Source organism: Enterobacter sp. BNK-13 (assembly GCF_048685015.1).
Taxonomy (GTDB): Bacteria; Pseudomonadota; Gammaproteobacteria; order Enterobacterales; family Enterobacteriaceae; genus Enterobacter; species Enterobacter quasiroggenkampii.
Genome location: NZ_JBLQTP010000001.1, coordinates 4,276,441 through 4,298,347, shown reverse-complemented (window position 1 = coordinate 4,298,347; position 21,907 = coordinate 4,276,441). Strand labels below are relative to the sequence as shown.

24 protein-coding genes are annotated in these 21,907 nt (G+C 56.6%); 14 read left to right on the top strand and 10 right to left on the bottom strand.

Annotation, left to right across the window (positions count from 1 at the left end; all coding sequences use genetic code 11):
- Positions 1–318 precede the first annotated feature (318 nt).
- From ACMGGQ_RS20740 to fabY, 6 genes are all read left to right on the top strand, one after another.
- Positions 319–1,056 (top strand): winged helix-turn-helix domain-containing protein, encoded by a 738-nt coding sequence (locus ACMGGQ_RS20740; protein WP_048226821.1) that lies wholly within the window; start codon positions 319–321, stop codon positions 1,054–1,056.
- Positions 1,056–1,523: a hypothetical protein gene (locus ACMGGQ_RS20735; RefSeq protein ID WP_420290450.1), complete on the top strand. Its 468-nt coding sequence runs from the start codon at positions 1,056–1,058 to the stop codon at positions 1,521–1,523. Before ACMGGQ_RS20740 ends, ACMGGQ_RS20735 begins: the two co-directional genes overlap by 1 nt.
- Positions 1,524–1,611: 88 nt before the next feature.
- Positions 1,612–2,211, top strand: a complete 600-nt coding sequence (gene yihX, locus ACMGGQ_RS20730; RefSeq protein ID WP_069719775.1) for a glucose-1-phosphatase — start codon at positions 1,612–1,614, stop codon at positions 2,209–2,211.
- Positions 2,205–3,086: a virulence factor BrkB family protein gene (locus ACMGGQ_RS20725; protein WP_045909090.1), complete on the top strand. Its 882-nt coding sequence runs from the start codon at positions 2,205–2,207 to the stop codon at positions 3,084–3,086. The genes yihX and ACMGGQ_RS20725 overlap by 7 nt, the downstream gene beginning before the upstream one ends.
- Positions 3,083–3,520 (top strand): D-aminoacyl-tRNA deacylase, encoded by a 438-nt coding sequence (dtd, locus tag ACMGGQ_RS20720; protein ID WP_008501836.1) that lies wholly within the window; start codon positions 3,083–3,085, stop codon positions 3,518–3,520. The genes ACMGGQ_RS20725 and dtd overlap by 4 nt, the downstream gene beginning before the upstream one ends.
- Positions 3,521–3,564: 44 nt before the next feature.
- A complete protein-coding gene (gene fabY / locus ACMGGQ_RS20715) occupies positions 3,565–4,506 on the top strand; it encodes a fatty acid biosynthesis protein FabY (RefSeq protein WP_023309755.1) in 942 nt (313 codons plus the stop codon).
- An 8-nt stretch (positions 4,507–4,514) separates the two neighbouring features.
- Here the strand turns inward: fabY and ACMGGQ_RS20710 are convergent, their stop codons facing one another.
- Positions 4,515–5,435: an alpha/beta hydrolase gene (locus tag ACMGGQ_RS20710; RefSeq protein ID WP_420290449.1), complete on the bottom strand. Its 921-nt coding sequence runs from the start codon at positions 5,433–5,435 to the stop codon at positions 4,515–4,517.
- A 198-nt stretch (positions 5,436–5,633) separates the two neighbouring features.
- Between ACMGGQ_RS20710 and ACMGGQ_RS20705 the strand changes: the two genes are divergently transcribed.
- Positions 5,634–5,876, top strand: a complete 243-nt coding sequence (locus ACMGGQ_RS20705) for a ribbon-helix-helix protein, CopG family (RefSeq protein WP_045909092.1) — start codon at positions 5,634–5,636, stop codon at positions 5,874–5,876.
- Positions 5,877–5,878: 2 nt separating this feature from the next.
- Positions 5,879–6,250 carry a type II toxin-antitoxin system VapC family toxin gene (locus ACMGGQ_RS20700; RefSeq protein ID WP_420290448.1) on the top strand — a complete coding sequence of 124 codons (372 nt, stop codon included), beginning with the start codon at positions 5,879–5,881 and terminating at the stop codon, positions 6,248–6,250.
- 39 nt (positions 6,251–6,289) lie between these two features.
- Here the strand turns inward: ACMGGQ_RS20700 and fdhE are convergent, their stop codons facing one another.
- The 4 genes from fdhE to fdnG are packed head-to-tail and all read right to left on the bottom strand — an operon-like array spanning position 6,290 to position 11,813.
- Positions 6,290–7,219: a formate dehydrogenase accessory protein FdhE gene (gene fdhE / locus ACMGGQ_RS20695; RefSeq protein WP_008501833.1), complete on the bottom strand. Its 930-nt coding sequence runs from the start codon at positions 7,217–7,219 to the stop codon at positions 6,290–6,292.
- Positions 7,216–7,851, bottom strand: a complete 636-nt coding sequence (gene fdoI, locus ACMGGQ_RS20690; RefSeq protein ID WP_420290447.1) for a formate dehydrogenase cytochrome b556 subunit — start codon at positions 7,849–7,851, stop codon at positions 7,216–7,218. The genes fdhE and fdoI overlap by 4 nt, the downstream gene beginning before the upstream one ends.
- The gene (gene fdxH, locus ACMGGQ_RS20685) at positions 7,848–8,750 is read right to left on the bottom strand and encodes a formate dehydrogenase subunit beta (protein WP_008501831.1); all 903 of its coding nucleotides are present in this window, start codon (positions 8,748–8,750) and stop codon (positions 7,848–7,850) included. Before fdxH ends, fdoI begins: the two co-directional genes overlap by 4 nt.
- A 12-nt stretch (positions 8,751–8,762) precedes the next feature.
- Positions 8,763–11,813 (bottom strand): formate dehydrogenase-N subunit alpha, encoded by a 3,051-nt coding sequence (gene fdnG, locus ACMGGQ_RS20680; protein ID WP_086374971.1) that lies wholly within the window; start codon positions 11,811–11,813, stop codon positions 8,763–8,765.
- Positions 11,814–12,185: 372 nt separating this feature from the next.
- On the opposite strand from fdnG, the gene fdhD reads away from it, so the two are divergent.
- Positions 12,186–13,022, top strand: coding sequence for a formate dehydrogenase accessory sulfurtransferase FdhD (gene fdhD, locus ACMGGQ_RS20675; RefSeq protein ID WP_196347424.1), 837 nt, complete (start codon positions 12,186–12,188; stop codon positions 13,020–13,022).
- Between the two features lie 114 nt (positions 13,023–13,136).
- Positions 13,137–13,349 (top strand): DUF1471 domain-containing protein, encoded by a 213-nt coding sequence (locus tag ACMGGQ_RS20670; protein WP_021242795.1) that lies wholly within the window; start codon positions 13,137–13,139, stop codon positions 13,347–13,349.
- A 40-nt stretch (positions 13,350–13,389) separates the two neighbouring features.
- Here the strand turns inward: ACMGGQ_RS20670 and ACMGGQ_RS20665 are convergent, their stop codons facing one another.
- Both ACMGGQ_RS20665 and ACMGGQ_RS20660 read right to left on the bottom strand, forming a co-directional pair.
- On the bottom strand, positions 13,390–13,713 hold the full coding sequence (locus ACMGGQ_RS20665; RefSeq protein ID WP_008501826.1) for an AzlD domain-containing protein: 324 nt from the start codon (positions 13,711–13,713) through the stop codon (positions 13,390–13,392).
- On the bottom strand, positions 13,713–14,372 hold the full coding sequence (locus tag ACMGGQ_RS20660) for an AzlC family ABC transporter permease (protein ID WP_045909098.1): 660 nt from the start codon (positions 14,370–14,372) through the stop codon (positions 13,713–13,715). The genes ACMGGQ_RS20665 and ACMGGQ_RS20660 overlap by 1 nt, the downstream gene beginning before the upstream one ends.
- Positions 14,373–14,474: 102 nt before the next feature.
- Here ACMGGQ_RS20660 and ACMGGQ_RS20655 point away from each other — a divergent pair, with 102 nt between their 5' ends.
- From ACMGGQ_RS20655 to ACMGGQ_RS20640, 4 genes are all read left to right on the top strand, one after another.
- A complete protein-coding gene (locus tag ACMGGQ_RS20655) occupies positions 14,475–15,023 on the top strand; it encodes a helix-turn-helix domain-containing protein (RefSeq protein WP_023309744.1) in 549 nt (182 codons plus the stop codon).
- Between the two features lie 17 nt (positions 15,024–15,040).
- Positions 15,041–16,036, top strand: a complete 996-nt coding sequence (locus ACMGGQ_RS20650; protein WP_048226829.1) for a LacI family DNA-binding transcriptional regulator — start codon at positions 15,041–15,043, stop codon at positions 16,034–16,036.
- Positions 16,037–16,140: 104 nt separating this feature from the next.
- Entirely contained in the window at positions 16,141–18,264 is a 2,124-nt protein-coding gene (locus ACMGGQ_RS20645) for an alpha-galactosidase (RefSeq protein ID WP_252074186.1), read from the top strand.
- Positions 18,265–18,308: 44 nt separating this feature from the next.
- Positions 18,309–19,586, top strand: coding sequence for an MFS transporter (locus ACMGGQ_RS20640; RefSeq protein ID WP_048226833.1), 1,278 nt, complete (start codon positions 18,309–18,311; stop codon positions 19,584–19,586).
- On the opposite strand, the gene rhaM is transcribed toward ACMGGQ_RS20640, so the two are convergent.
- Genes rhaM through rhaD form a run of 3 tightly spaced genes read right to left on the bottom strand, consistent with a single transcriptional unit; the run spans position 19,574 to position 21,905 of the window.
- Positions 19,574–19,888, bottom strand: coding sequence for an L-rhamnose mutarotase (gene rhaM / locus ACMGGQ_RS20635; RefSeq protein WP_048226835.1), 315 nt, complete (start codon positions 19,886–19,888; stop codon positions 19,574–19,576). The two genes, ACMGGQ_RS20640 and rhaM, sit on opposite strands and share 13 nt — an antisense overlap.
- A complete protein-coding gene (gene fucO, locus ACMGGQ_RS20630; RefSeq protein ID WP_420290446.1) occupies positions 19,885–21,033 on the bottom strand; it encodes a lactaldehyde reductase in 1,149 nt (382 codons plus the stop codon). Before fucO ends, rhaM begins: the two co-directional genes overlap by 4 nt.
- Positions 21,034–21,074: 41 nt before the next feature.
- Positions 21,075–21,905 (bottom strand): rhamnulose-1-phosphate aldolase, encoded by an 831-nt coding sequence (gene rhaD / locus ACMGGQ_RS20625; RefSeq protein ID WP_048028382.1) that lies wholly within the window; start codon positions 21,903–21,905, stop codon positions 21,075–21,077.
- Positions 21,906–21,907 lie beyond the last annotated feature (2 nt).

The window sequence follows — 21,907 nt, the reverse complement described above, 5'->3', positions numbered from 1 at the left end:
TCCCAGGTGAAGATTCACGAAATAGCACTAAAAGCTAAAGATTCGTTTCTTTACTCTGCCGCAACGACCGTCTTTTCTCTTGTTGTGGCTCAATATAATTATTAGGTCTGGCGAAGTGTAATGAAATCTCATTATGTCGTGTTAGATGAGAAAAACCTAAGAAAAACGTCTCTTAACCTATTGAAAATAAATGTGTTATTTTTAATCTTAGTTGGAATGGTATCGCGTCCTGATCCTTCTGACCTATACTCTTGTTAAATATACGTATGTCTTTTTGGTGTGTATGGTTAAGTATTGTTATTGCTGAGGAAAGGAAAATTGTATCTCATTAACAAATTGGTCGAGTATGATCCAGAAAACAAAACCCTGGTAAATCATATTTCCGGGCGCTCGATACAATTGCAGCTTCCTGCCAACCTCTGTTTTCTCTATCTCGTCACCCATCCCGGAGAAATAATTTCGCAAAATAAGTTAATGATAGTGGGATGGGGTGAGCGCAATGACGTCACCACACCGAATACCTTTTATCAGGCTATTTTGACATTACGCAACGCCCTGGCTGAGGTGGGGTTACCGCGCGATACGGTAAAAACGATTTCGCGTCGCGGGCTTATGCTTTCCGAAGCCACCCAGGTTGAACGATTTATCCCAGGTGCAGAGCCGATAATAGCCAATAAAGACGCAGTCGTTGCCGATAGCACCGCGGTGAAGAGTCCGGCCTGGCTGATAATAACGACTGCAACGCTTTTGCTGATCGCGCTTATCAACGGGGGGATATTATACAAACAGCACCAGAACATGCCGTTTAGTCACTACATTCCACTTTCTACAGGCAGCAGTGCCTGCCAGCTTTTTTATGCGCCTAACGAACCTATGCAGGACCATTACTTGCGCTTGTTAAACAATAACCCTGGCCTGTGTGCCGAAAAGCGATATGTTTTTCTCATCGGCTACAGTAAAACGGAGCGAATTGCGGCGTTTGCCTGTAATAAGGATCCACGTCGCGACGCGGCCGCGTTTTGCACCACCCATTATTTTTGGGCACACGAGCAATGATGACTCTTCGAAACTGTATTATTTTACTGGCGGCGATTCTGGTGGCGGCTATTACCAGCGGCTGGTTAGCGTACTGGAATTTGTCGAGTACGCCGATACGCTGCACGGGAAATGTGGAATGGACGATTGGTAAAAACCGATTTGTGGGTACGGTTTCCTGGCGAATGCAGCATCGGGAGGGCGCGACCATCATAAACGGTAAATTATTTGGTCAGACGGTGTCTGAAGTTAACCGGACCATCTATTTTCACTACAGTTACCATCAGAATTCGCGCGTGTTAAATAACGATCGTATTGTTAAAACCTTCGCCGATAATGCGGATGAGGCTGATATCAACGCAACGCTACCGGGCTTTTACCGTACACCGGGTCGGGACCTGAGCCTGATGATTGATGAGTACCGGGGGGCCTGGCTTTTTGCCGCGTCAAACGTCCCTTCACTTTACTGTCGTAAAAACGCGCCGTAAAAATCGATCGCACACCTTAGAGCGCACGCATAGTCAAATCTCTTTATTCCCGCTACAGTTACTTCTCCACGGCGAGCAGGAGATAAACATGCTTTATATCTTTGATTTAGGAAACGTCATCGTCGATATCGATTTTAATCGCGTGTTGGGTGCATGGAGCGACTTTAGCCGCGTACCGCTGGCAACGTTAAAGCAAAATTTCGCGATGGGTGAGACCTTCCATCAGCATGAACGCGGCGAGATCAGCGATGAAGAATTCGCTGAACGTTTCTGTCAGGAGATGGATCTACCGTTAAGCTACGAGCAGTTTTCACACGGCTGGCAGGCCGTATTTGTCGCCATCCGGTCTGAGGTGATCGACATCATGCATAAGCTTCGCGAGCAGGGACATCGGGTCGTTGTGCTGTCAAACACCAACCGTCTGCACACCACGTTCTGGCCTGAGGAGTACCCTGAAGTTAAGGCGGCGGCGGATAAGATCTATCTCTCGCAGGAGATGGGGATGCGTAAGCCTGAAGCGCGAATTTATCAGGCTGTTCTGCAGGCAGAGGGATTCACCGCCGCCGATGCGGTCTTTTTCGATGACAACGCCGATAATATAGAGGGAGCTAACCAGTTGGGTATTACGTCAATTCTGGTGACCGGAAAAGAGACGATACCTGACTACTTTGCGAAGCAGCTATGCTAAAAACCGTTCATCAAAAAGCCACGCACCATACTCGCCCGCTGCGGGCCTGGCTGAAACTGCTCTGGCACCGGATTGATGAGGACAATATGACCACGCTGGCGGGTAACCTCGCCTACGTGTCATTGCTCTCGTTAGTGCCGCTGGTGGCGGTCATCTTTGCCCTGTTCTCCGCCTTTCCGATGTTTGCGGACGTCAGCGTGCAGCTTCGTCATTTTGTCTTCGCGAATTTCATTCCGGCAACCGGGGATGTTATCCAGAACTACATTGAGCAGTTTGTTGCCAATTCCAGCAAGATGACGGCAGTGGGGGCGTGCGGTCTTATCGTCACCGCGCTGCTGTTGATGTATGCCATCGATAACGCGCTAAACACGATCTGGCGGAGTAAAAAAGCGCGGCCAAAGGTCTATTCCTTTGCCGTGTACTGGATGATCCTCACGCTGGGACCGCTGCTGGCCGGGGCGAGCCTGGCAATCAGTTCTTATCTGCTCTCCCTGCGCTGGGCGAGTGATTTAAACGGCGCTATTGATAATGTGCTTCGCATCTTTCCGTTGATCCTGTCGTGGCTCTCGTTCTGGCTGCTCTATAGCGTCGTGCCGACCACGCGCGTGCCTAACCGCGATGCGGTCGTGGGGGCGCTGGTGGCGGCATTGCTCTTTGAGCTCGGTAAGAAAGGGTTTGCCCTCTACATCACTATGTTTCCGTCCTATCAGCTGATTTACGGCGTGCTGGCGGTGATCCCCATTTTGTTTGTCTGGGTCTACTGGACCTGGTGTATCGTCTTGCTTGGTGCTGAAATAACTGTCACTCTCGGTGTATACCGCGAACTTAAAAAAGCAGCAGCAGCTGAAAAACAACAAGAAGCAGACCAACCATGATTGCATTGATACAGCGCGTAACCCGTGCCAGCGTCACCGTGGAGGGAGAGGTGACGGGTGAAATTGGCCCAGGACTTTTGGTGTTGTTAGGTGTCGAAAAGGATGATGACGAACAAAAAGCCAACCGCTTGTGTGAGCGCGTGCTGGGCTACCGTATTTTCAGCGATGCGGAAGGCAAAATGAACCTGAACGTCCAGCAGGCAGGCGGCAGCGTGCTGGTGGTTTCCCAGTTTACGCTGGCAGCGGATACCGAGCGCGGCATGCGCCCGAGTTTCTCCAAAGGGGCCGCGCCGGATCGTGCAGAAGCACTTTACGAGTACTTTGTTGAGCGTTGTCGCCAGCAGGAAATGAATACGCAAACCGGACGATTCGCTGCAGATATGCAGGTATCGCTGGTGAACGATGGCCCCGTCACATTCTGGCTCCAGGTATGAGCATACTTACGGCATGGCCGCGGGTAACAAGAGAGAGTACAGCTATGTATCACCTTCGAGTACCGCAAACGGAAGAAGAGTTAGACGCTTATTACCAGTTCCGCTGGGAAATGCTGCGCAAGCCACTGCATCAGCCAAAAGGCTCTGAACGCGACGCCTGGGACGCGATGGCCCACCATCAGATGGTGATGGACGAAGAGGGCAACCTCGTGGCCGTCGGGCGTTTGTATATCAACGCCGATAACGAAGCGTCTATTCGCTTTATGGCGGTTCATCCCTCCGTGCAGGACAAAGGTCTGGGTACGCTAATGGCGATGACCCTGGAATCCGTCGCCCGTCAGGAAGGCGTTAAGCGCGTCACCTGTAGCGCCCGCGAAGATGCCGTTGAGTTCTTCGCTAAACTCGGTTTTGTGAATCAGGGGGAAATCACGACCCCGCAAACCACGCCGATTCGTCATTTTTTGATGATCAAACCCATCGCCACCCTGGACGATATTCTGCATCGCGCCGACTGGTGCGGACAGCTCCAGCAGGCCTGGTATCAGCACATCCCGCTCAGTGAAAAAATGGGCGTGCGCATTCAGCAGTACACCGGACAAAAATTTATTACCACCATGCCGGAAACCGGCAATCAGAACCCGCACCACACGCTGTTTGCCGGTAGCCTGTTCTCACTGGCCACGCTCACCGGCTGGGGACTGATCTGGCTGATGCTGCGCGAGCGCCATCTGGGCGGCACCATCATTCTTGCCGATGCTCACATCCGCTATAGCGCACCGATCAGCGGCAAGCCGAGTGCGGTGGCCGATCTGGGGTCGCTGGGCGGCGATCTGGACCGTCTGGCTCGTGGCCGCAAGGCTCGCGTACAAATGCAGGTTGAACTGTTTGGTGATAAAACACCGGGTGCGGTGTTTGAAGGCACCTATATCGTTCTTCCGGCGAAGCCTTTTGGCGCGTATGAAGAGGGTGGGAACGAGGAGGAGTAATCTCCTGTTCACGCTCCCCGGGCGTGCTGAATCCGCCCGGCGACATCCCGCATAACGTCTCGCGCTGACTCGCTCACGCCGCCAAGCTGAAAGAAGCCATGGATGACGCCCAGCCAGTGCTGAGCGGTACACTTCACACCCTGCTCCGTCAGATGCTGGAACAACATTTCGCCCTCATCGCAGAGCGGATCGTACTCTGCGGTAATAACGTGCACAGGCGGAAGACCGTAAAAATCATCGCGCCACAGCGGACTTGCTTCGGGGTGCTGGCGGTCGGTGTCAGCGAGGTACATTTCATACCCACTGAGCAGGGTATCGCGGGTGATGATGTAATCCGTGCCATTGAGGGCATAGCTTTCAAAACTGGCCGTGGCGTCGAGCATGGGGTAGATGAGAATAAGCTGCGCAGGTTGCCACAGCCCTTTAACCTTAAGCCGCAGCGCCGTTACCAGCGCAAGATGTCCCCCTGCGCTGTCTCCGCAAAGGGTGATCCGGTTTTTATCCACGCCCAGTTTGTCCGCATAGTGCCAGACCAGATCTGCACCTCTTTCCGCATCGTCATGTGCGGCGGGGAAAGTATGCTCCGGCGCCAGCCTGTACTGAATCGCAATCACCCGGCAGTTGCCGTAGCAGGCTAACTGACGGAGTTGGTTGTCATGGGTATCAAAGCCGCCGCTGATAAAGCATCCGCCGTGGTAGTAGATGGCAGCAGGCAATATTTCAGGTGCATTGAGAGGTGAAAATACCCGAATGGTAAGACCCTCAAGAACAAGCGTCTCCACCTGAACGCGCGTTTCGGTCTCCCCGGCAAGCCCCGTGCTGGCAATATAGCCTGCTCGTCGCACCTCAATGCTCTGACGACGTGACGAGGGCCGACCTGCAGCGATAAACCCCTGAACCAGCTGTGCAATACCCTGTTCCAGCGCCATGAAAATTCCCTTTTACTGTATGGATGAACAGTTTTATAGCCTGGTTTGATTCAAAAGAAAACAAGAATAGTGTTGAGGGCAACAATCTGGAAAGCGGCTCGCAAATGGAAGGCTAACTATTGCAAGGGGCTTTAACCCTACTGAGAGAAAGCGTATGTTGCCTTGAAAATAGACAATGGTGATATACTGAGGTGATATATGAGTTTACTGGCGGAGCTTAACATGGGCAGAATTCTGATCGATTTGTCGGATGACGTTATTCAACGTCTCGATAACCTCAAACAGCTGCGTAACCAACCTCGTGCCGAATTACTGCGTGAAGCAATTGAGCAGTATCTCGATCAGCAAAGCTCGTCCGTTATCCGTGATGCGCTTGGTCTTTGGGGGAACCAGCAAGAAGATGGTTTAGAGTATGAGCGCAAGCTGCGTGAGGAGTGGTAGTGATGGAACACATGGCGGTTTTTGATACCAATATCCTGATCGACCTTTTCAACAATCGCGTCGAGGCAGCAAATACGATCGAAAACACAGCATCGCACCGGTCAATCAGTCTAATCACATGGATGGAAGTCATGGTAGGGGCGCGCAAACATGGCCACGAAGCGAAAACCGCGGCGGTAATGGGCGCATTTGAGGTTATCGATGTAACCCGAGAGATCGCAGAAAGAAGCGTCGTGCTCCGTGAGAAGCATGGCATGAAACTGCCGGATGCCATTATTTTAGCGACTGCCCAAAGCAGAAATTGCCTGTTAATCACCCGGAATACCAAAGACTTTCAGGGGATTGCCGGGGTGGTTTTACCTTATCAATTGTAGGCCGGGCAAGCACGCGCCGCCCGGCACTGTCACAGGGAATTACTCCCCTTCACCCGGGAACAGGAACGGGTTGATCGAGCTACGGGCAAAGCCCTCCTGCTCCATCTTCGCATCCAGAATCAGCGAGGCGAGATCGTCGGCCACCGCTTCGACTTTCGGGTCCTTTTCCTGATACAGAATCTTCAGGTAAGTGCCGCAGTCGCCGCAGCTTTCGGCTTTCACCGCTGCATCTTCATTTTCCAGCGACCAGTAGTTCAGATCGCGGGTCTGTTCGCAGTTGCTGCACTTGATGCGCACCACGTGCCACTCGGTTTCACACAGGTTGCAGTGCAGGTAGCGCAGCCCCTGAGTGGTGCCGATTTGCACCATGCTGGAGACCGGCATAGAGCCGCAGACCGGGCAGAACTGGCGCGCCTCGCCGTATTCGGCGCGCGCTTTACCCGGGATCAGGCTCGCCATTTGCGCCCAGTAAAGCGACAGCGCAGCCCAGATAAACGGCGCTTTATCGCTACTGACCAGTGAGAAGTCAGAGGCAAACAGCGCGCTCGCCATCTCTTCCAGCTCTTGTTCGGACGCTTTTTCCAGATTCTCAATGACCGCCAGCGCGGTGCCGCTCATTTCCGGCTTCAGCTCGGCAATCAGCGAATGCAGCAGCTTTTGCCAGTGCTTGTCGCGCGGCAGGACGTGAATGTCCAGCGGCGGCTTGCCCTGCGCGTTGGCTTCTTTGATGCGCGCGGTCAGATCCATTTGCAGAGGGTGATCGTACAGCACCACTTCCTGCGCGTGGGCGACCAGCGCGGCAAAACGCAGAAAATCGCCCAGCGGGTTGTTCTCTGCCAGCTCGCGCAGACGCTCTGCGCGGCGGTTATAGAGGTTCTTGAGTCTGGGGAATAACAACGGCGGAATATAATCCGCCGTGCGTTTCTCGCTCGACCCCAGCTCATCTTGCGGGATTATGCGAATACTCATTCAGTTTTCTTTTCCGTTGTCTTTCGGACTTCACGGTACCAGCGCGGGTGATGCTTCTTCGCCCACGTACTGGTTACCCATCCTTCCACCATCGCGGTAATGGTGCCTTTCACCCAAAGGGCGGCGTAGATATGCACCATGATAACCACAATTAACGCCACTGCGGCAAATGAATGCAGCATCAGCGCGAATCGGATCACCGGGATTGAGAAAGCAGGCGCAAAGTACGGACGCCAGATGATCACGCCGCTCACCAGCAACAGGACCAGGAAGATAATCGCCGCCCAGAATACGCATTTCTGGCCGAAGTTATAACGCCCGGTGTCACCCACTTCCTCGTTGACGACGATCTTACGAATATTCTTCGCCCAAAAGATATCATCCCGATTGATTAGGTTATGGTGCCAGTAGCGGAAAAACATAATGATGAACGACGCGAACATGATGACGCCCACAAACGGGTGCAGGATGCGCGCCAGCTGTGGTGTCCCCATGATCTGCATCAGCCAGTTGAAGGACGGGAAGAAGAACCCCAGCCCGCTTATCGCCGCCAGCATGAAGCAGAAGGCGGTGACCCAGTGGTTGATGCGTTCCGGCGCGGTGTAGCGCACGATGGTGTCACGTTTTTTCATTTGCGCACCTCGTCTTTCTCTTCATGCAGGTTGTCGTCTTCCTCTTCCGCGCGGTTCGGACCGACGCCGACGTAGTGGAAGATGCTCGCTGCGAAGGTGGCAGCAAAGCCCACCGCTGCCAGCGGTTTCCAGATGCCTTTCCAGAACTTCACGGTAGCGCTGATTTCCGGGTTCTCCGGCAGGCCGTGATACAGATTCGGCTTGTCGGCGTGGTGCAGCACGTACATCACGTGCGTACCGCCAACCCCGGCCGGATCGTACAGGCCCGCGTTGTCGTAACCACGGGTCTTCAGCTCGCCCACGCGCTCTGCTGCCAGCGTTTTCATATCCTCTTTGGAGCCAAAGTGGATCGCGCCGGTTGGGCAGGTCTTCACGCATGCAGGCTCCTGGCCGACGGTAACGCGGTCCACGCACAGGGTGCATTTGTAGACGCGGTTGTCTTCCGGGTTCAGGCGCGGTACGTCGAACGGACAGCCCGCGATGCAGTAGCCGCAGCCGATGCACTGTTCGGACTGGAAGTCGACGATGCCGTTGGCATACTGAATGATAGCCCCTTCTGACGGACATGCCTTCAGGCAGCCCGGATCCGCACAGTGCATACAGCCGTCTTTGCGGATAAGCCATTCCAGTTTGTCGTTCTGCTCCACTTCCGAGAAACGCATCACCGTCCAGGACTTGGCGGTCAGGTCTGCCGGGTTGTCGTACACCCCGACGTTGTGACCCACTTCGTCACGCAGGTCGTTCCACTCAGAGCAGGCCACCTGACAGGCTTTACAGCCGATACAGGTCGTCACGTCGATAAGCTTCGCCACTTCCTGCTGGTGGTCCCGCGCCTGAGGCGCGGGCGTGAAACCGTTAGTCGCGGAACGACGGATAATGTCTTGAGATTGATAAGCCATAAGTCGTCTCCGTTACACCTTTTCCACGTTCACGAGGAAGGCCTTAAACTCCGGCGTCTGCGTGTTCGCATCACCGACGAACGGCGTCAGGGTGTTCGCAATGAACCCTTTCTTCGCCACGCCCTCATAACCCCAGTGAATCGGAATACCGATGGTATCCACCTGCTGACCGTGAACGTTCAGCGTGCGAATACGCTTGGTCACCACCGCCTTGGCCTTAATGTAGCCGCGGTTAGAGGAGACCTTCACGGTATCGCCATGGGCAATGCCGAGCTTGTTCGCCAGCTTCTCGCCGATCTCCACAAACTGTTCCGGCTGCGCGATGGCGTTAAGCAGCGCGTGCTTGGTCCAGTAGTGGAAGTGTTCGGTCAGACGGTAGGTGGTACCCACGTACGGGAACTTGTCTTTTTTACCCAGCGCTTCAAAGTCGCCCTTGAAGATACGGGCAGCCGGGTTAGAGACCACGTTCGGGTGCAGCGGGTTGGTGCCCAGCGGCGTCTCAAACGGCTCGTAGTGTTCCGGGAACGGACCTTCCGCCATCTTATCGATAGCGAACAGACGCCCCATCCCTTCAGGCTGCATGATAAACGGCCCAACGTCGCTGCCCGGTGCGGCAGTGCTGTAGTCCGGAATATCCACGCCGCCCCATTTCGCACCGTCCCATTTCAGCAGCTGACGCTTCGGATCCCACGGGTTGCCCTGCGGGTCAGCGGACGCACGGTTATAGAGGATGCGGCGATTGAGCGGCCACGCCCATGCCCAGCCCAGCGTATTGCCCAGACCCGACGGGTCGGCGTTATCGCGGTTGGCCATCTGGTTGCCTTTCGGCGTCCAGCTACCGGCAAAGATCCAGCAGCCGCTGGAGGTGGTGCCGTCGTCACGCAGGTGCGCGAAGGTACTGAGCTGATCGCCTTTCTTCGCCAGCACGGTGCCGGTGGCCGGGTCGATAACGTCCGCCAGCGCCTTACCGTTGCTCTCCATCGCCACTTCTTCTGGCGCAGGGTTTTCCGGCGTCGAGTAGTTCCAGGTCATGTTCAGGACCGGTTCCGGATTCGCGCCGCCTTCTGCCGCGTACATCTTACGCAGGCGCAAGAAGATACCGGCCAGGATCTCGCCGTCGTTCATGGCGATGCCCGGGGCGTCCGCGCCTTTCCAGTGCCACTGCAGCCAGCGTCCGGAGTTAACGATAGACCCGTTCTCTTCCGCAAAGCAGGTTGACGGCAGACGGAACACTTCGGTCTGAATCTTCGACGGATCGACGTCGTTCGATTCGCCGTGGTTCTGCCAGAAGGTCGAAGTCTCGGTATTGAGCGGGTCAATCGTCACCAGGAACTTCAGTTTTGACAGCGACTCAACAACCTTGTTCTTGTTCGGGAACGAGGCAACCGGGTTAAAGCCCTGGCACAGATAGCCGTTCACTTTGCCCTGGTGCATCATCTCGAAATACTGCAGAACGTCGTAACCTTTGTCCCACTTCGGCAGCCAGTCAAAGCCCCAGCTGTTTTCCGCCGTCGCTTTATCACCGAAGAACGCTTTCATCATCGAGACGAAGAACTTCGGATAGTTGCCCCAGTAGTTCACCTGGCCTTCAAGCAGCGGTTTAGGCGTGCTGGCCGTCAGGTAGGTTTGCAGGTCGGTCTGTTTCTCGCTTGGCAGGTTCATATAGCCCGGCAGGCTCTGAGACAGCAGGCCGAGGTCGGTCAGACCCTGAATGTTGGAGTGACCGCGCAGGGCGTTCACGCCGCCGCCTGCCATCCCCATGTTGCCGAGCAGAAGCTGAACCATCGCCATGGTGCGGATGTTCTGCGCGCCGATGGAGTGTTGCGTCCAGCCGAGGGCATACAGGAACGACGCGGTTTTGTCTTTCGCGCTGGTTTCTGCGATCAGCTCGCACACCTTCAGGAAGTCCGCCTTCGGCGTACCACAGATGTTTTCGACAACCTCCGGCGTGTAGCGGGAGACGTGCTCTTTCAGCAGGTTCCATACGCAGCGCGGGTGTTGCAACGTGGTGTCGCGCTTCGCAAAGCCTTTCTCATCCAGCTCGTAGTTCCAGCTGGTTTTGTCGTACTTGCGTTTTTCAGCGTCGTAACCGCTAAACAGGCCATCTTCGAAGTGGTAATCCTCACGCACGATCAGGCTGGCGTTGGTATAGGCTTCGGTGTATTCGCGGTTGTATTTTTCGTTGGTCATCAGGTACAGCAGTACGCCTGACAGGAAAGTGATGTCAGTACCTGAACGAATAGGGGTGTAGAAATCCGCCACTGACGCAGTACGCGTAAAGCGGGGATCGATCACAATCAGTTTCGCACCGTTGTGGATTTTGGCTTCCATCGCCCAGCGGAACCCGACCGGGTGCGCTTCAGCGGCGTTACCGCCCATCACCACAATGAGGTTGGCGTTCTTGATGTCGACCCAGTGGTTGGTCATCGCACCGCGACCAAATGTTGGAGCAAGACTTGCTACCGTTGGTCCGTGTCAGACACGCGCCTGGTTGTCGACCGCGAGCATACCGAGTGCGCGCGTAAATTTCTGGGTTAAATAACCGGTTTCGTTGCTGGAAGCAGAAGCACACAGCATCCCGGTGGAGAGCCAGCGGTTGACCGTGACGCCGTCGGCGTTCTTCTCAACAAAGTTGGCATCGCGGTCTTCTTTGATCAGTTTAGCGATGCGGTCAAACGCCTCTTCCCAGCTGATTTGCTGCCATTTGTCGGAACCCGGCGCGCGATATTCAGGGAATTTCAGGCGGCTTTCGGAGTGGATAAAGTCCACCAGACCGGCCCCTTTCGGGCACAATGCGCCGCGGTTAACCGGGTGATCCGGGTCGCCTTCGATATGGAAAATAGACGCTTTGGCGTTTTTAGCACCGTCGCCGAGGCTATACATCAACAGCCCGCAACCGACAGAGCAGTACGTACAGGTATTACGGGTTTCACGGGTGCGCAGCAGTTTATACTGCCGCGTTTCCGCCAGCGCTACGCCGGGCGCAAAGCCCAGTGCCGCTGCCGTGGTGCCTGCCATACCGCCAGCGCAGATCTTAAAGAACTGCCTTCTGCTGACCTGCATGGGTCACTCCTTGTTTCGACATTGCTTACATATGTAGTTTTGACTTCGCGGTTGAAGAATGACCGCAAAGGAGAAAAATTTGCGTTAATCCCTCAATTCCACGAGGGATATCATCAGAATACCACATTGTCGGTACCGCTGTTCTAATGGCGTTAATACAAAGTGAACGTATTATCACCATGTTGATTATAAAGTGTGATATCGATCACATTAACAGCTCTGCATGTTAAAGCGATGTAGCCGGTGGCAGGTTGCACCCCTGCTAAATGAGTAGGAGAATGGTTGTCGAAAAGTTGATCCATACTATGCGTACAGCCTGTGGTTTATGCTGCAATAGCATGCTCGCTTCCGTGGTTGTTCAGGAATACCGCTGTGTCTAAACAAAACCGTGATCCCCACTCGTCACCCCTGCCTGCCGGCATTGTGGAACTGTCGGTACACCGACCGCCCCGCATAACCCATGCCACGCCCGATTTTCTGGCGGAAGAAGTGCCCGTTGCGCTCGTTTACAACGGCATCTCGCATGTGGTGATGATGGCATCTCCGAAAGATCTTGAGCTGTTCGCTATCGGTTTTTCCCTCTCGGAAGGCATCATCGAGCATCCGCAAGAGATCTACGGCATGGACGTGGTCCAGGCCTGCAACGGTCTTGAAGTGCAAATCGAACTCTCCAGCCGCCGCTTTATGGGGCTTAAGGAGCGTCGTCGCGCGCTGGCCGGGCGTACCGGCTGCGGCGTGTGCGGCGTTGAGCAGCTTAATGATATTGGCAAGCCCGTTGCGCCACTGCCGTTTACTCAGACCTTTAATCTGGCGCACCTCGACCCCGCCCTTGAGCATCTCAACGACGTACAGCCCATCGGCCAACTGAGCGGCTGTACGCACGCGGCGGCGTGGGTATTGCCGTCGGGAGAGATTGCCGGTGGGCATGAAGACGTGGGTCGCCACGTGGCGCTGGATAAGCTGCTCGGTCGTCGTGCGCGTGAAAGTCAGGTCTGGCAGCAGGGCGCGGCGCTCGTTTCCAGCCGGGCCAGCTACGAGATGGTGCAAAAGTCCGCCATGTGCGGTGTGGAAATTTTGTTTGCGGTGTCGGCGGCGACCACGCTGGCGGTAGAGGTAGCGGAGCGCTGTAACCTGACGCTGGTGGGCTTCTGCAAGCCGGGAAGGGCGACGATTTATACCCATCCTCAGCGATTAATAGTTGATCAGTAATTTTGAATGATATTAGCAAATCCTTCCGCTTTTAGTTGTTCGCGATGAGGTCTAGTATTTATCTCATCAAGGCACGGTGCCTTACCTAAACAACTTAATGAAAGGGTTTAAATCATGAAAAGCATCAAAACTTTTGTCGCTGTAATCGCTCTGGCTGCTTCTTTCGGTTCTTTCGCTGCGCAGACTGTGACCGCAACCGCCTCTACCATTGATGGTGCAGAAGCGAAAATCGCGGCTCAGGCTCAGGAAGCGGGCGCATCATCGTACAAAATTACCCAGGCATTCTCCGGTAACCGCGTACACATGACTGCTGAACTGAACAAATAAGCGAGTCACACCGTCGAAAGAGCGCCCCCGGGGCGCTTTTTTAGTTTATGCCCGCCACGCGCAGCAATGCCGTCACCACCGCCGCGGCCACAATGACCACGATTAACGGCATTTTCCGCCAGGCCAAAAACACCGCAAACGCCACGCCCAGCACGCGCGCCATGCCTGCGAAGTGTTCTCCCTCATAAAAGGTGGTCGCCAGCGCGACGGAGAACAGCAATACCGTTGCCGCATCTGACAGCAGCGCCTGAGAACGCTCCGACAGTGCCAGCCGGTTGCCGAGTTTGGCGCCGCCAAGGCGCATTAAATAGGTTCCGGCAGAAAGAATGGCGATGCCGAGAATAAAGACCGTCATGTTTTCCATTATTTTTTCCTCGCGGCAAGACCGAGTAAAGAGAGCAGTACCGGTAATCCCACCGGGGCAAACGGCACGGCGGCCAGCGATAACACAGCGCCGCTGCAGGCGCGGATCAGCGTGGTACGGTTTTTAAATGCGGGAACCACTAATGCCAGCAGAATGGCCGGAAATACCGCGTCCAGCCCGATGGTTTCCGGGTCGGGCAACAGTTTGCCCACCATGGCCCCCAGCAGCGCGCCCAGCGGCCAGATGATGGCAACGCCTAAGCCGCATAGCCAGTAGGCGGCTTTACGCTGTTCGGCGGTTTTTTGCGACAGGCCAAACACCACGCTTTCATCGTTCATGATGTGGCAGCCCAGCAGGCTCAGACCGCGCTTGCCCACCAGCTCACGCACCGTCACGCCAAACGGCACATGCCGCGCATTGACCAGCAAACCTGCCGCCGCAGCCGCCAGCGGATTGCCGCCGCTCGCCACGATGCCGATAAACATGAACTCAGACGCGCCCGCCAGCACGGTAATGGAGAGCACAAACGGCACCCAGACCGGGAAACCGTAGGCCATCGCCAGCGAGCCGTAGGACATTCCGACCACGCCCACCGCGAGGCAGACCAGAATGATTGCTTTTATGGTGTCGCCTTTCAGACAAGAGAGATGATGCTTCATACAATTTTAGCCATATCGAACGTGTATCCATTATAATGAACGCAACGAAAATGATTTTCAAGACGAACGAATTGTTCGTTTTATAGAACGCGAGGCCGTTATATGACGCAGCCGATCAGCCTGATCGCCAAAAGTCTGGTGCGAGAACGCCTGCGAACCGGGCTTTCACTGGCGGAAATTGCCCGCCGTGCCGGGATCGCAAAATCCACGCTTTCCCAGCTGGAGTCCGGCAACGGTAACCCTAGCCTGGAAACGCTGTGGTCGCTCTGCGTGGCGCTGGATATTCCTTTCGCCCGTTTGCTTGAGCCACAGTTGCCGACCACGCAGGTGATCCGCCGTGGTGAAGGGACAAAAGTGGTGGCTGGACAGGCTAACTATGAAGCCATTTTACTGGCGGCATGCCCCCCCGGCGCGCGCCGCGATGTCTATCTTCTGATGACCCAACCGGGAGCAGACCGTATTTCACAGCCGCATCCACCGGGCTCGGTTGAACATATTATTGTGACGCAGGGGCGGGCGCTGGTCGGTCTGCTCGACGCGGCGGAAGAGCTCGGGGCAGGGGATTACATTTGTTATCCCGCCGATCAGCCGCATATCTTCAAGGCCCTGGAGCCAGACACTTACGCGCTGCTGGTGGCGGAACAAAACTAACAGAGATACGGAAACTCATGTCGCTTAAAGCCATTGCCAAAGAACTGGGGCTGTCAGTCACCACCGTCAGCCGCGCCCTCAACGGATATGACGACGTCTCCGCCGAGACGCGCGCACGCGTGGAAGCAGAGGCCCAGCGCCGTGGTTACCGACCGAACACCTTCGCCCGCCGCCTGAAGATGGGCAAAATTGACGCCGTTGGGCTGGTGTTCCCGGTCCATCCTGTTCCGCTCAATAACAGCGTATTTATGGACATGGTCGGCGAAATTAGCCACGAACTGGCGCGACATGAAATCGATTTGTTGCTCATTGCCGATGACGATCTGGCCGATAAACACAGCTATATGCGCATGGTGCAAAGCCGCCGAGTGGATGCGCTGATCGTGGCACACACGCTGGATCACGATCCCCGTCTTGAGCAGCTGCAGGCGGCCGGTTTTCCTTTCCTGGCGCTCGGGCGCAGCCATCTCCCGCAGCCGTACGCGTGGTTTGATTTCGACAACTACGCCGGTACGCATCAGGCTACCCGCTGGCTGATCGAGAAAGGCCATCAGCGTATCGCGCTACTTGGCGAAAGCAACAATCAGGCGTTTATCACCCAGCGCCGTCAGGGCTATCTGGACGCCCTACGGGAAGCCGGGCTTTCCAGCGAATGGTTGCGCGCTATGCCGCCTTCGCGCCGCGTCGGGTATGCCACCACGAAAGAACTGCTTGCCCTGCCGCAGCCGCCCACGGCCATCATCACCGACTGCAACACCCACGGCGACGGTGCGGCGATGGCGCTGGCGCAGATGGGGCGTTTATCCGGCGACAACGCCGTCTCACTGGTGGTCTATGACGGACTACCCCAGGACAGCATCGTCGATATTGACGTGGCGTCGGTGATCCAGTCCACCCGCCAGGGCGTCGGGAAACAGATTGCCGATATGGTGCGCCAGCTGATTAACGGCGACGATATTGAACAGCTTCAGGTGCTCTGGCAGCCAGAATTCTCTCCGGGCCAGACGGCCTAAATAGCGCAAAATTTTAAAGCCGATCACAGAACCGAAACGTTTTGGTTTGTATCCGAAACGTTTCGGATCAACACTCAGATCATCCCGATGACAGGAGATGTCTGATGCAAGATTCCGTTTTACGTCTCGAAACCACGACGGTAGATGTGGTGATTAAAACCCATCCGTTCGCCGAAATTCTCTACTGGGGGCCTCACCTTCGGCACTTTTCGCCGCAGGATGTTGCTCTGCTCGCGCGTCCTGTTGCCAACGGCAGGCTTGACGTCGACTCCCCGGTCACGCTGATGGCCGAGCTGGGGCACGGCCTGTTTGGCTCGCCGGGCATTGAGGGGCACCGCCAGGGGCTGGACGGTTCCCCGGTGTTCAAAACCACCCAGGTGCAGCAGGGCGTAAATACCCTGACGATAACCGCCGAAGATGAGCATGCGGGACTGCGCCTGACCAGCGAGCTGGCGCTGGATGCCAGCGGCGTGCTGGTGGTTCGTCACGGTTTAACGAATCTGAAAGCGATCCCCTGGCAGGTGGACCGTTTCGCCGTCACGCTGCCGGTGGCCGAGCGCGCGCAGGAGGTGATGGCCTTCCACGGACGCTGGATCCGTGAATTCCAGCCGCACCGCGTAAAGCTTGAACACGACAGCTTCGTGATTGAAAACCGCCGGGGTAAAACCTCCCACGAGCACTTCCCGGCGCTGATTGCCGGTACGCCGTCGTTCAGCGAAATGCAGGGTGACGTCTGGGGCGTGCATCTGGGCTGGAGCGGTAATCACCGCCTGCGCGCGGAAGCGAAAACCGATGGTCGTCGCTACCTGCAGGCCGAAGCGCTCTACCTGCCGGGTGAAATGGCGGTTGAGGAGGGCGATACGCTCTGGACGCCGCGCCTGTATGCCAGCTACTCCACGCAGGGCCTGAACGGCATGAGCCAGCCGTTCCATCGCTACCTGCGCAACAACGTCATCCGCTTCCCGGAAAACAAACCGCGCCCGGTGCACCTCAATACCTGGGAAGGGATCTACTTCAACCACGATCCGGACTACATCATGCGCATGGCCGACGAGGCTGCCGCCCTGGGTGTGGAGCGCTTCATCATTGATGATGGCTGGTTCAAAGGCCGTAATGACGACCATGCCGCGCTGGGCGACTGGTATCTGGATGAGAAAAAATACCCGAACGGCCTGACGCCGGTGATCGACCACGTCAAGCGGCTCGGCATGGAGTTTGGCATCTGGGTAGAGCCGGAGATGATCAATCCGGATTCCGATTTGTACCGCGCGCATCCTGACTGGGTACTGGCGCTGCCGGGCTATCCCCAGGCGACCGGACGACACCAGCTGGTGCTCAATCTCAACATCCCGGAGGCCTTTGATTACCTGGTGGAGCGCATGAGCTGGCTGCTGGGCGAGCATGCGGTCGACTACGTGAAGTGGGACATGAACCGCGAGCTGGTGCAGCCGGGACACAACGGTAAAGCCGCTGCCGACGCGCAGACCCGCCAGTTTTACCGCCTGCTGGACGTGCTGGGCGAGCGCTTCCCGCACATTGAGTTTGAATCGTGCTCCTCCGGCGGTGGGCGCATTGATTATGAGGTACTGACCCGCAGCCATCGCTTCTGGGCGTCCGACAACAACGACGCGCTGGAGCGCAGCACCATCCAGCGCGGCATGAGCTACTTCTTCCCGCCGGAGGTGATGGGCGCGCATATCGGTCATCATAAATGTCACGCCACCTTCCGCCAGCATAGCATCCAGTTTCGCGGGTTGACGGCCCTGTTTGGCCATATGGGGCTGGAGCTGGATCCGCTCACCGTGGACGCACAGGAGCGCGAAGGCTATCGCCATTACGCCGCGCTGCACAAGCAGTGGCGAGAGGTGATCCACCATGGTACCCAGTGGCGTATTGATATGCCGGATGCCACCACGCTGGCGCAGGGGATGGTGAGCGAAGATAAGGCGCAGGGGCTGTTTATGGTCAGCCAGCTCGCGATGCCGGATTACAGCCTGATGATGCCGCTGCGCATGGCGGGACTGGAGGCTAGCGCGCGGTACCGCGTCATGCTGCTCGATCACCCGAATATTCAGATTACGGGCGAGGGAGGGCACACCATGCGCAAGCTGCCAGAGTGGATGGAAACGCCGCAAACGGTGAGCGGCGAGTGGCTGATGCAGGCGGGCATTGCGCTGCCGATTCTGGATCCGGAAACCGCCGTTCTGATTGGCGTTGAACGCGTGTAAAGGTGACGGGCCGGGCAGCCGGCCCTCCGTTGAGGATAAAAATAATGAACACAACAACCTGTACCCACAAAGACAACCCTAACTTCTGGATCTTCGGGCTGTTCTTCTTTCTCTACTTCTTCATCATGGCCACCTGCTTTCCGTTCCTGCCGATTTGGCTGTCGGACATCATCGGCCTGAATAAAACCCATACCGGGATTGTCTTCTCCTGCATCTCGCTGTCGGCCATCGCGTTCCAGCCGCTACTGGGCGTTATTTCGGACAAGCTGGGGCTGAAAAAACACCTTCTGTGGATCATCGCGGTGCTGCTGGTTCTGTTCGCACCGTTCTTCCTGTACGTCTTCGCGCCGCTGCTGAAAGCCAATATCTGGCTGGGCGCGCTGAGCGGCGGGCTGTATATCGGTTTTGTATTTTCGGCCGGATCGGGGGCGATTGAGGCCTACATCGAACGCGTGAGCCGCAACAGCTTCTTTGAATACGGCAAGGCGCGGATGTTTGGCTGTCTCGGCTGGGGCTTGTGCGCCTCCACGGGCGGCATCCTGTTCGGCATCGATCCATCGTATGTTTTCTGGATGGGATCGGGAGCGGCATTGCTGCTGATGCTGCTGCTGGTGGTCGCGAAGCCGAAGCCCAACCAGACGGCGCAGGTCATGAATGCCTTGGGCGCGAACCAGCCGCAAATCACCGCAAAAACCGTGTTCAACCTGTTCCGCCAGCGCAGAATGTGGATGTTTATCCTCTACGTGATTGGCGTGGCCTGCGTGTATGACGTTTTCGATCAGCAGTTTGCCACCTTCTTTAAAACCTTCTTCGCCACGCCGCAGGAGGGGACCCGCGCCTTTGGTTTCGCAACGACTGCCGGGGAGATTTGTAATGCCATCATTATGTTCTGTTCGCCGTGGATCATTAACCGCATCGGCGCGAAGAACACGCTGCTGATCGCCGGGGTGATTATGGCGACACGCATTATCGGCTCGTCGTTCGCCACCACTGCCGTGGAGGTGATTGCCCTCAAGATGCTGCACGCGCTGGAAGTCCCGTTCCTGCTGGTGGGCGCCTTCAAGTACATCACCGGGGTGTTTGATACCCGACTGTCGGCGACTATCTATCTGATCGGCTTCCAGTTTGCCAAACAGTCGGCGGCGATTATTCTCTCCGCTTTTGCCGGGAATATGTATGACCGGATCGGCTTCCAGGAGACGTATCTGATGCTGGGCTGTTTCGTGCTGGCGATTACGGTGGTGTCGGCGTTTACGCTGAGCAGCAGGCAGGAGATTGCCGCCGCCGCGGGGGCGGCAGCGCTAACACATCAGTCCAGGTAAAAGACCTCTTTAAGCTCCGCACTCACCGGGCTGTTATCCGGGTTCGACGGCATGACGTCGCCCATATGTTTCCACCAGCGCTGGCAGACGTCGGTATTCGCTACCGCGCTCCAGCGCTCCTCCGATTCAATCTCCACGGTCGCAAACAGCAGGTTACGTGCTTTGTCGAGATAAATGGCGTAGTGGTGAGCGCCGTGGTCTTTCAGCACCGCTTCAAGCTCGGGCCAAATTGGATTGTGGCGACGCGCGTACTCCTCGTGCGCGTCCGGGTTCACCTGCATCACAAACGCTTTGCGGATCATAATGCCTCCAGATAGAGCTCGCGGACTTCATCGCGGCTGGCGGTGCGCGGATTGCATGGCGCACACGGATCCGCGAGGGCTTTATCCAGCCAGCCTTCGATATCGGCTTTAGTGACGCCGAGCTGGCTGAACCCCGCAGGAATGCCGACGCGAGCGCTCAGGTCGCGAATCGCCTGAATGGCGGACATGCCGGCGGCTTCATCACTCATGCCGCGGGTATCGACGCCCATCGCCTGCGCCACGCGGGCGAAGCGGGTGATGGCGTGCGGGCGGTTAAAGCTTTCGACGATCGGCAGCAGAATGGCGTTGCACACGCCGTGCGGCAGGTTATGCGTCGCGCCCGGCTGGTGCGCCAGAGCGTGTACCAGACCCAGACCCGCACTGTTAAACGCCATGCCCGCCAGATACTGGCCAAACGCCATCTGCTCGCGCGCCTCAAGGTTATGACCGTTATCAACCGCTTCCGGCAGCCACAGGTTGATCAGGCGAATCGCCTCCAGCGCGTTGGCATCGGTCAGCGGGTGCGCGCCAACGGACACATAGGCTTCAATGGCGTGGGTTAATGCGTCCATACCGGTTGCGGCGGTCACGGAGGCCGGAATATCCAGCATGACGCTGGCATCGTCCACGGCGATATCCGGGATGATGTTCGGGTCGATGATCACCTCTTTCACCTGACGCGCGGAGTCGATGATCACCGCATTACTGGTCATTTCCGCCGCCGTCCCTGCGGTGGTGTTGATCGCTACCAGCGGCACCCCCGCATTTTTCACCTTGCCGACGCCGGAATAATCGGTTGACGGGCCGGGGTTAGCGGTGAGGATTTTAATCGCCTTGGCGGTATCAATCGGGCTGCCGCCGCCAAAGGCAATGACGTAATCACACTCTGCGTCCCGGTAAGCCGAAAATCCTTTTTGCACCAGCGCTTCTGTTGGGTTCGGGAACACCTCATCGAACAGGTGATACGACATCTGATGGGCGTCCAGCGCGGTAAACAGGCTGTCGAGCAAGCCCAGCTTCACCAGCTGGCCGTCGGTGACAATCAGCGCTTTTCCCCACTGCTTGTTCGCTACCAGATTGACCATATCGCCGATTGCGCCCGCGCCGTGAAGGCTGATTTTTGGAAGCGCCAACATAAAGCTCATGATAATTCTCCTTAACGATCAACGTTTGTCCTGCAAAGGCGTTATGCATATAAATCCAGCGCGGATTGCAGCGGGCTCACGCCAAAGCGCTTGCCGAGGGCGATGAGCGCTTCCCGGGGAATGGTCTGCTTCATGCCGCCCATGGCGTACACCTTCACCAGCACTTCCGCTGATTTCTCGGCGGTGTCGATCAGGCCAAAGGTTTCATCCAGCGTTGGACCGCTGCCGAACACGCCGTGGAACGGCCATAGCACCAGAGAATGTTTTTGCATATCAACGGCGGTTGCCTGGCCGATTTCGTCGGTACCCGGTACCATCCACGGCAGAATGCCCACGCCATCCGGGAACACCACCAGACACTCGGTACTGCCTTCCCAGAGCTTGCGGGTGATGACATCGGCGCTGTTTTCCAGCACGTAGGTCAGGGCGATCAGGTTCGTGGCGTGGCAGTGCATGATCACGCGGTCCTTGCCATTGGTCGCTTTGATGCGCTCGCAGTGGGAGAGGAAGTGCGCCGGCAGTTCGGAGGTGGGCACCGCTTCATCCGTCAGCCCCCACAGAATGTGGTAACCCGCGCCGTCGCTGTCCACTTTCACCACGCCGAGGTTGGCCTCCGGGTCGAGCTGGACGTTACGGAAAAACTTGCCGGAACCGGTGACGATAAACGGCGTGTTGGCGAGCAGCGGCATCGGCTGGCTCAGCGCGATATAGCGCGGCTTCGCGTGGAAATCGGCCGCGAAAGGTTCGATATCCGCGTCGTCCAGGCGCAGCGTCAGGTTGCCGCCGTTGCGCTCGTCCCAGCCTTTCAGCCAGGCATCGGAGGTGGCTTTGATCATGCCCTGGACGAACCAGGAGTGGGTGATAGTCTGCATAC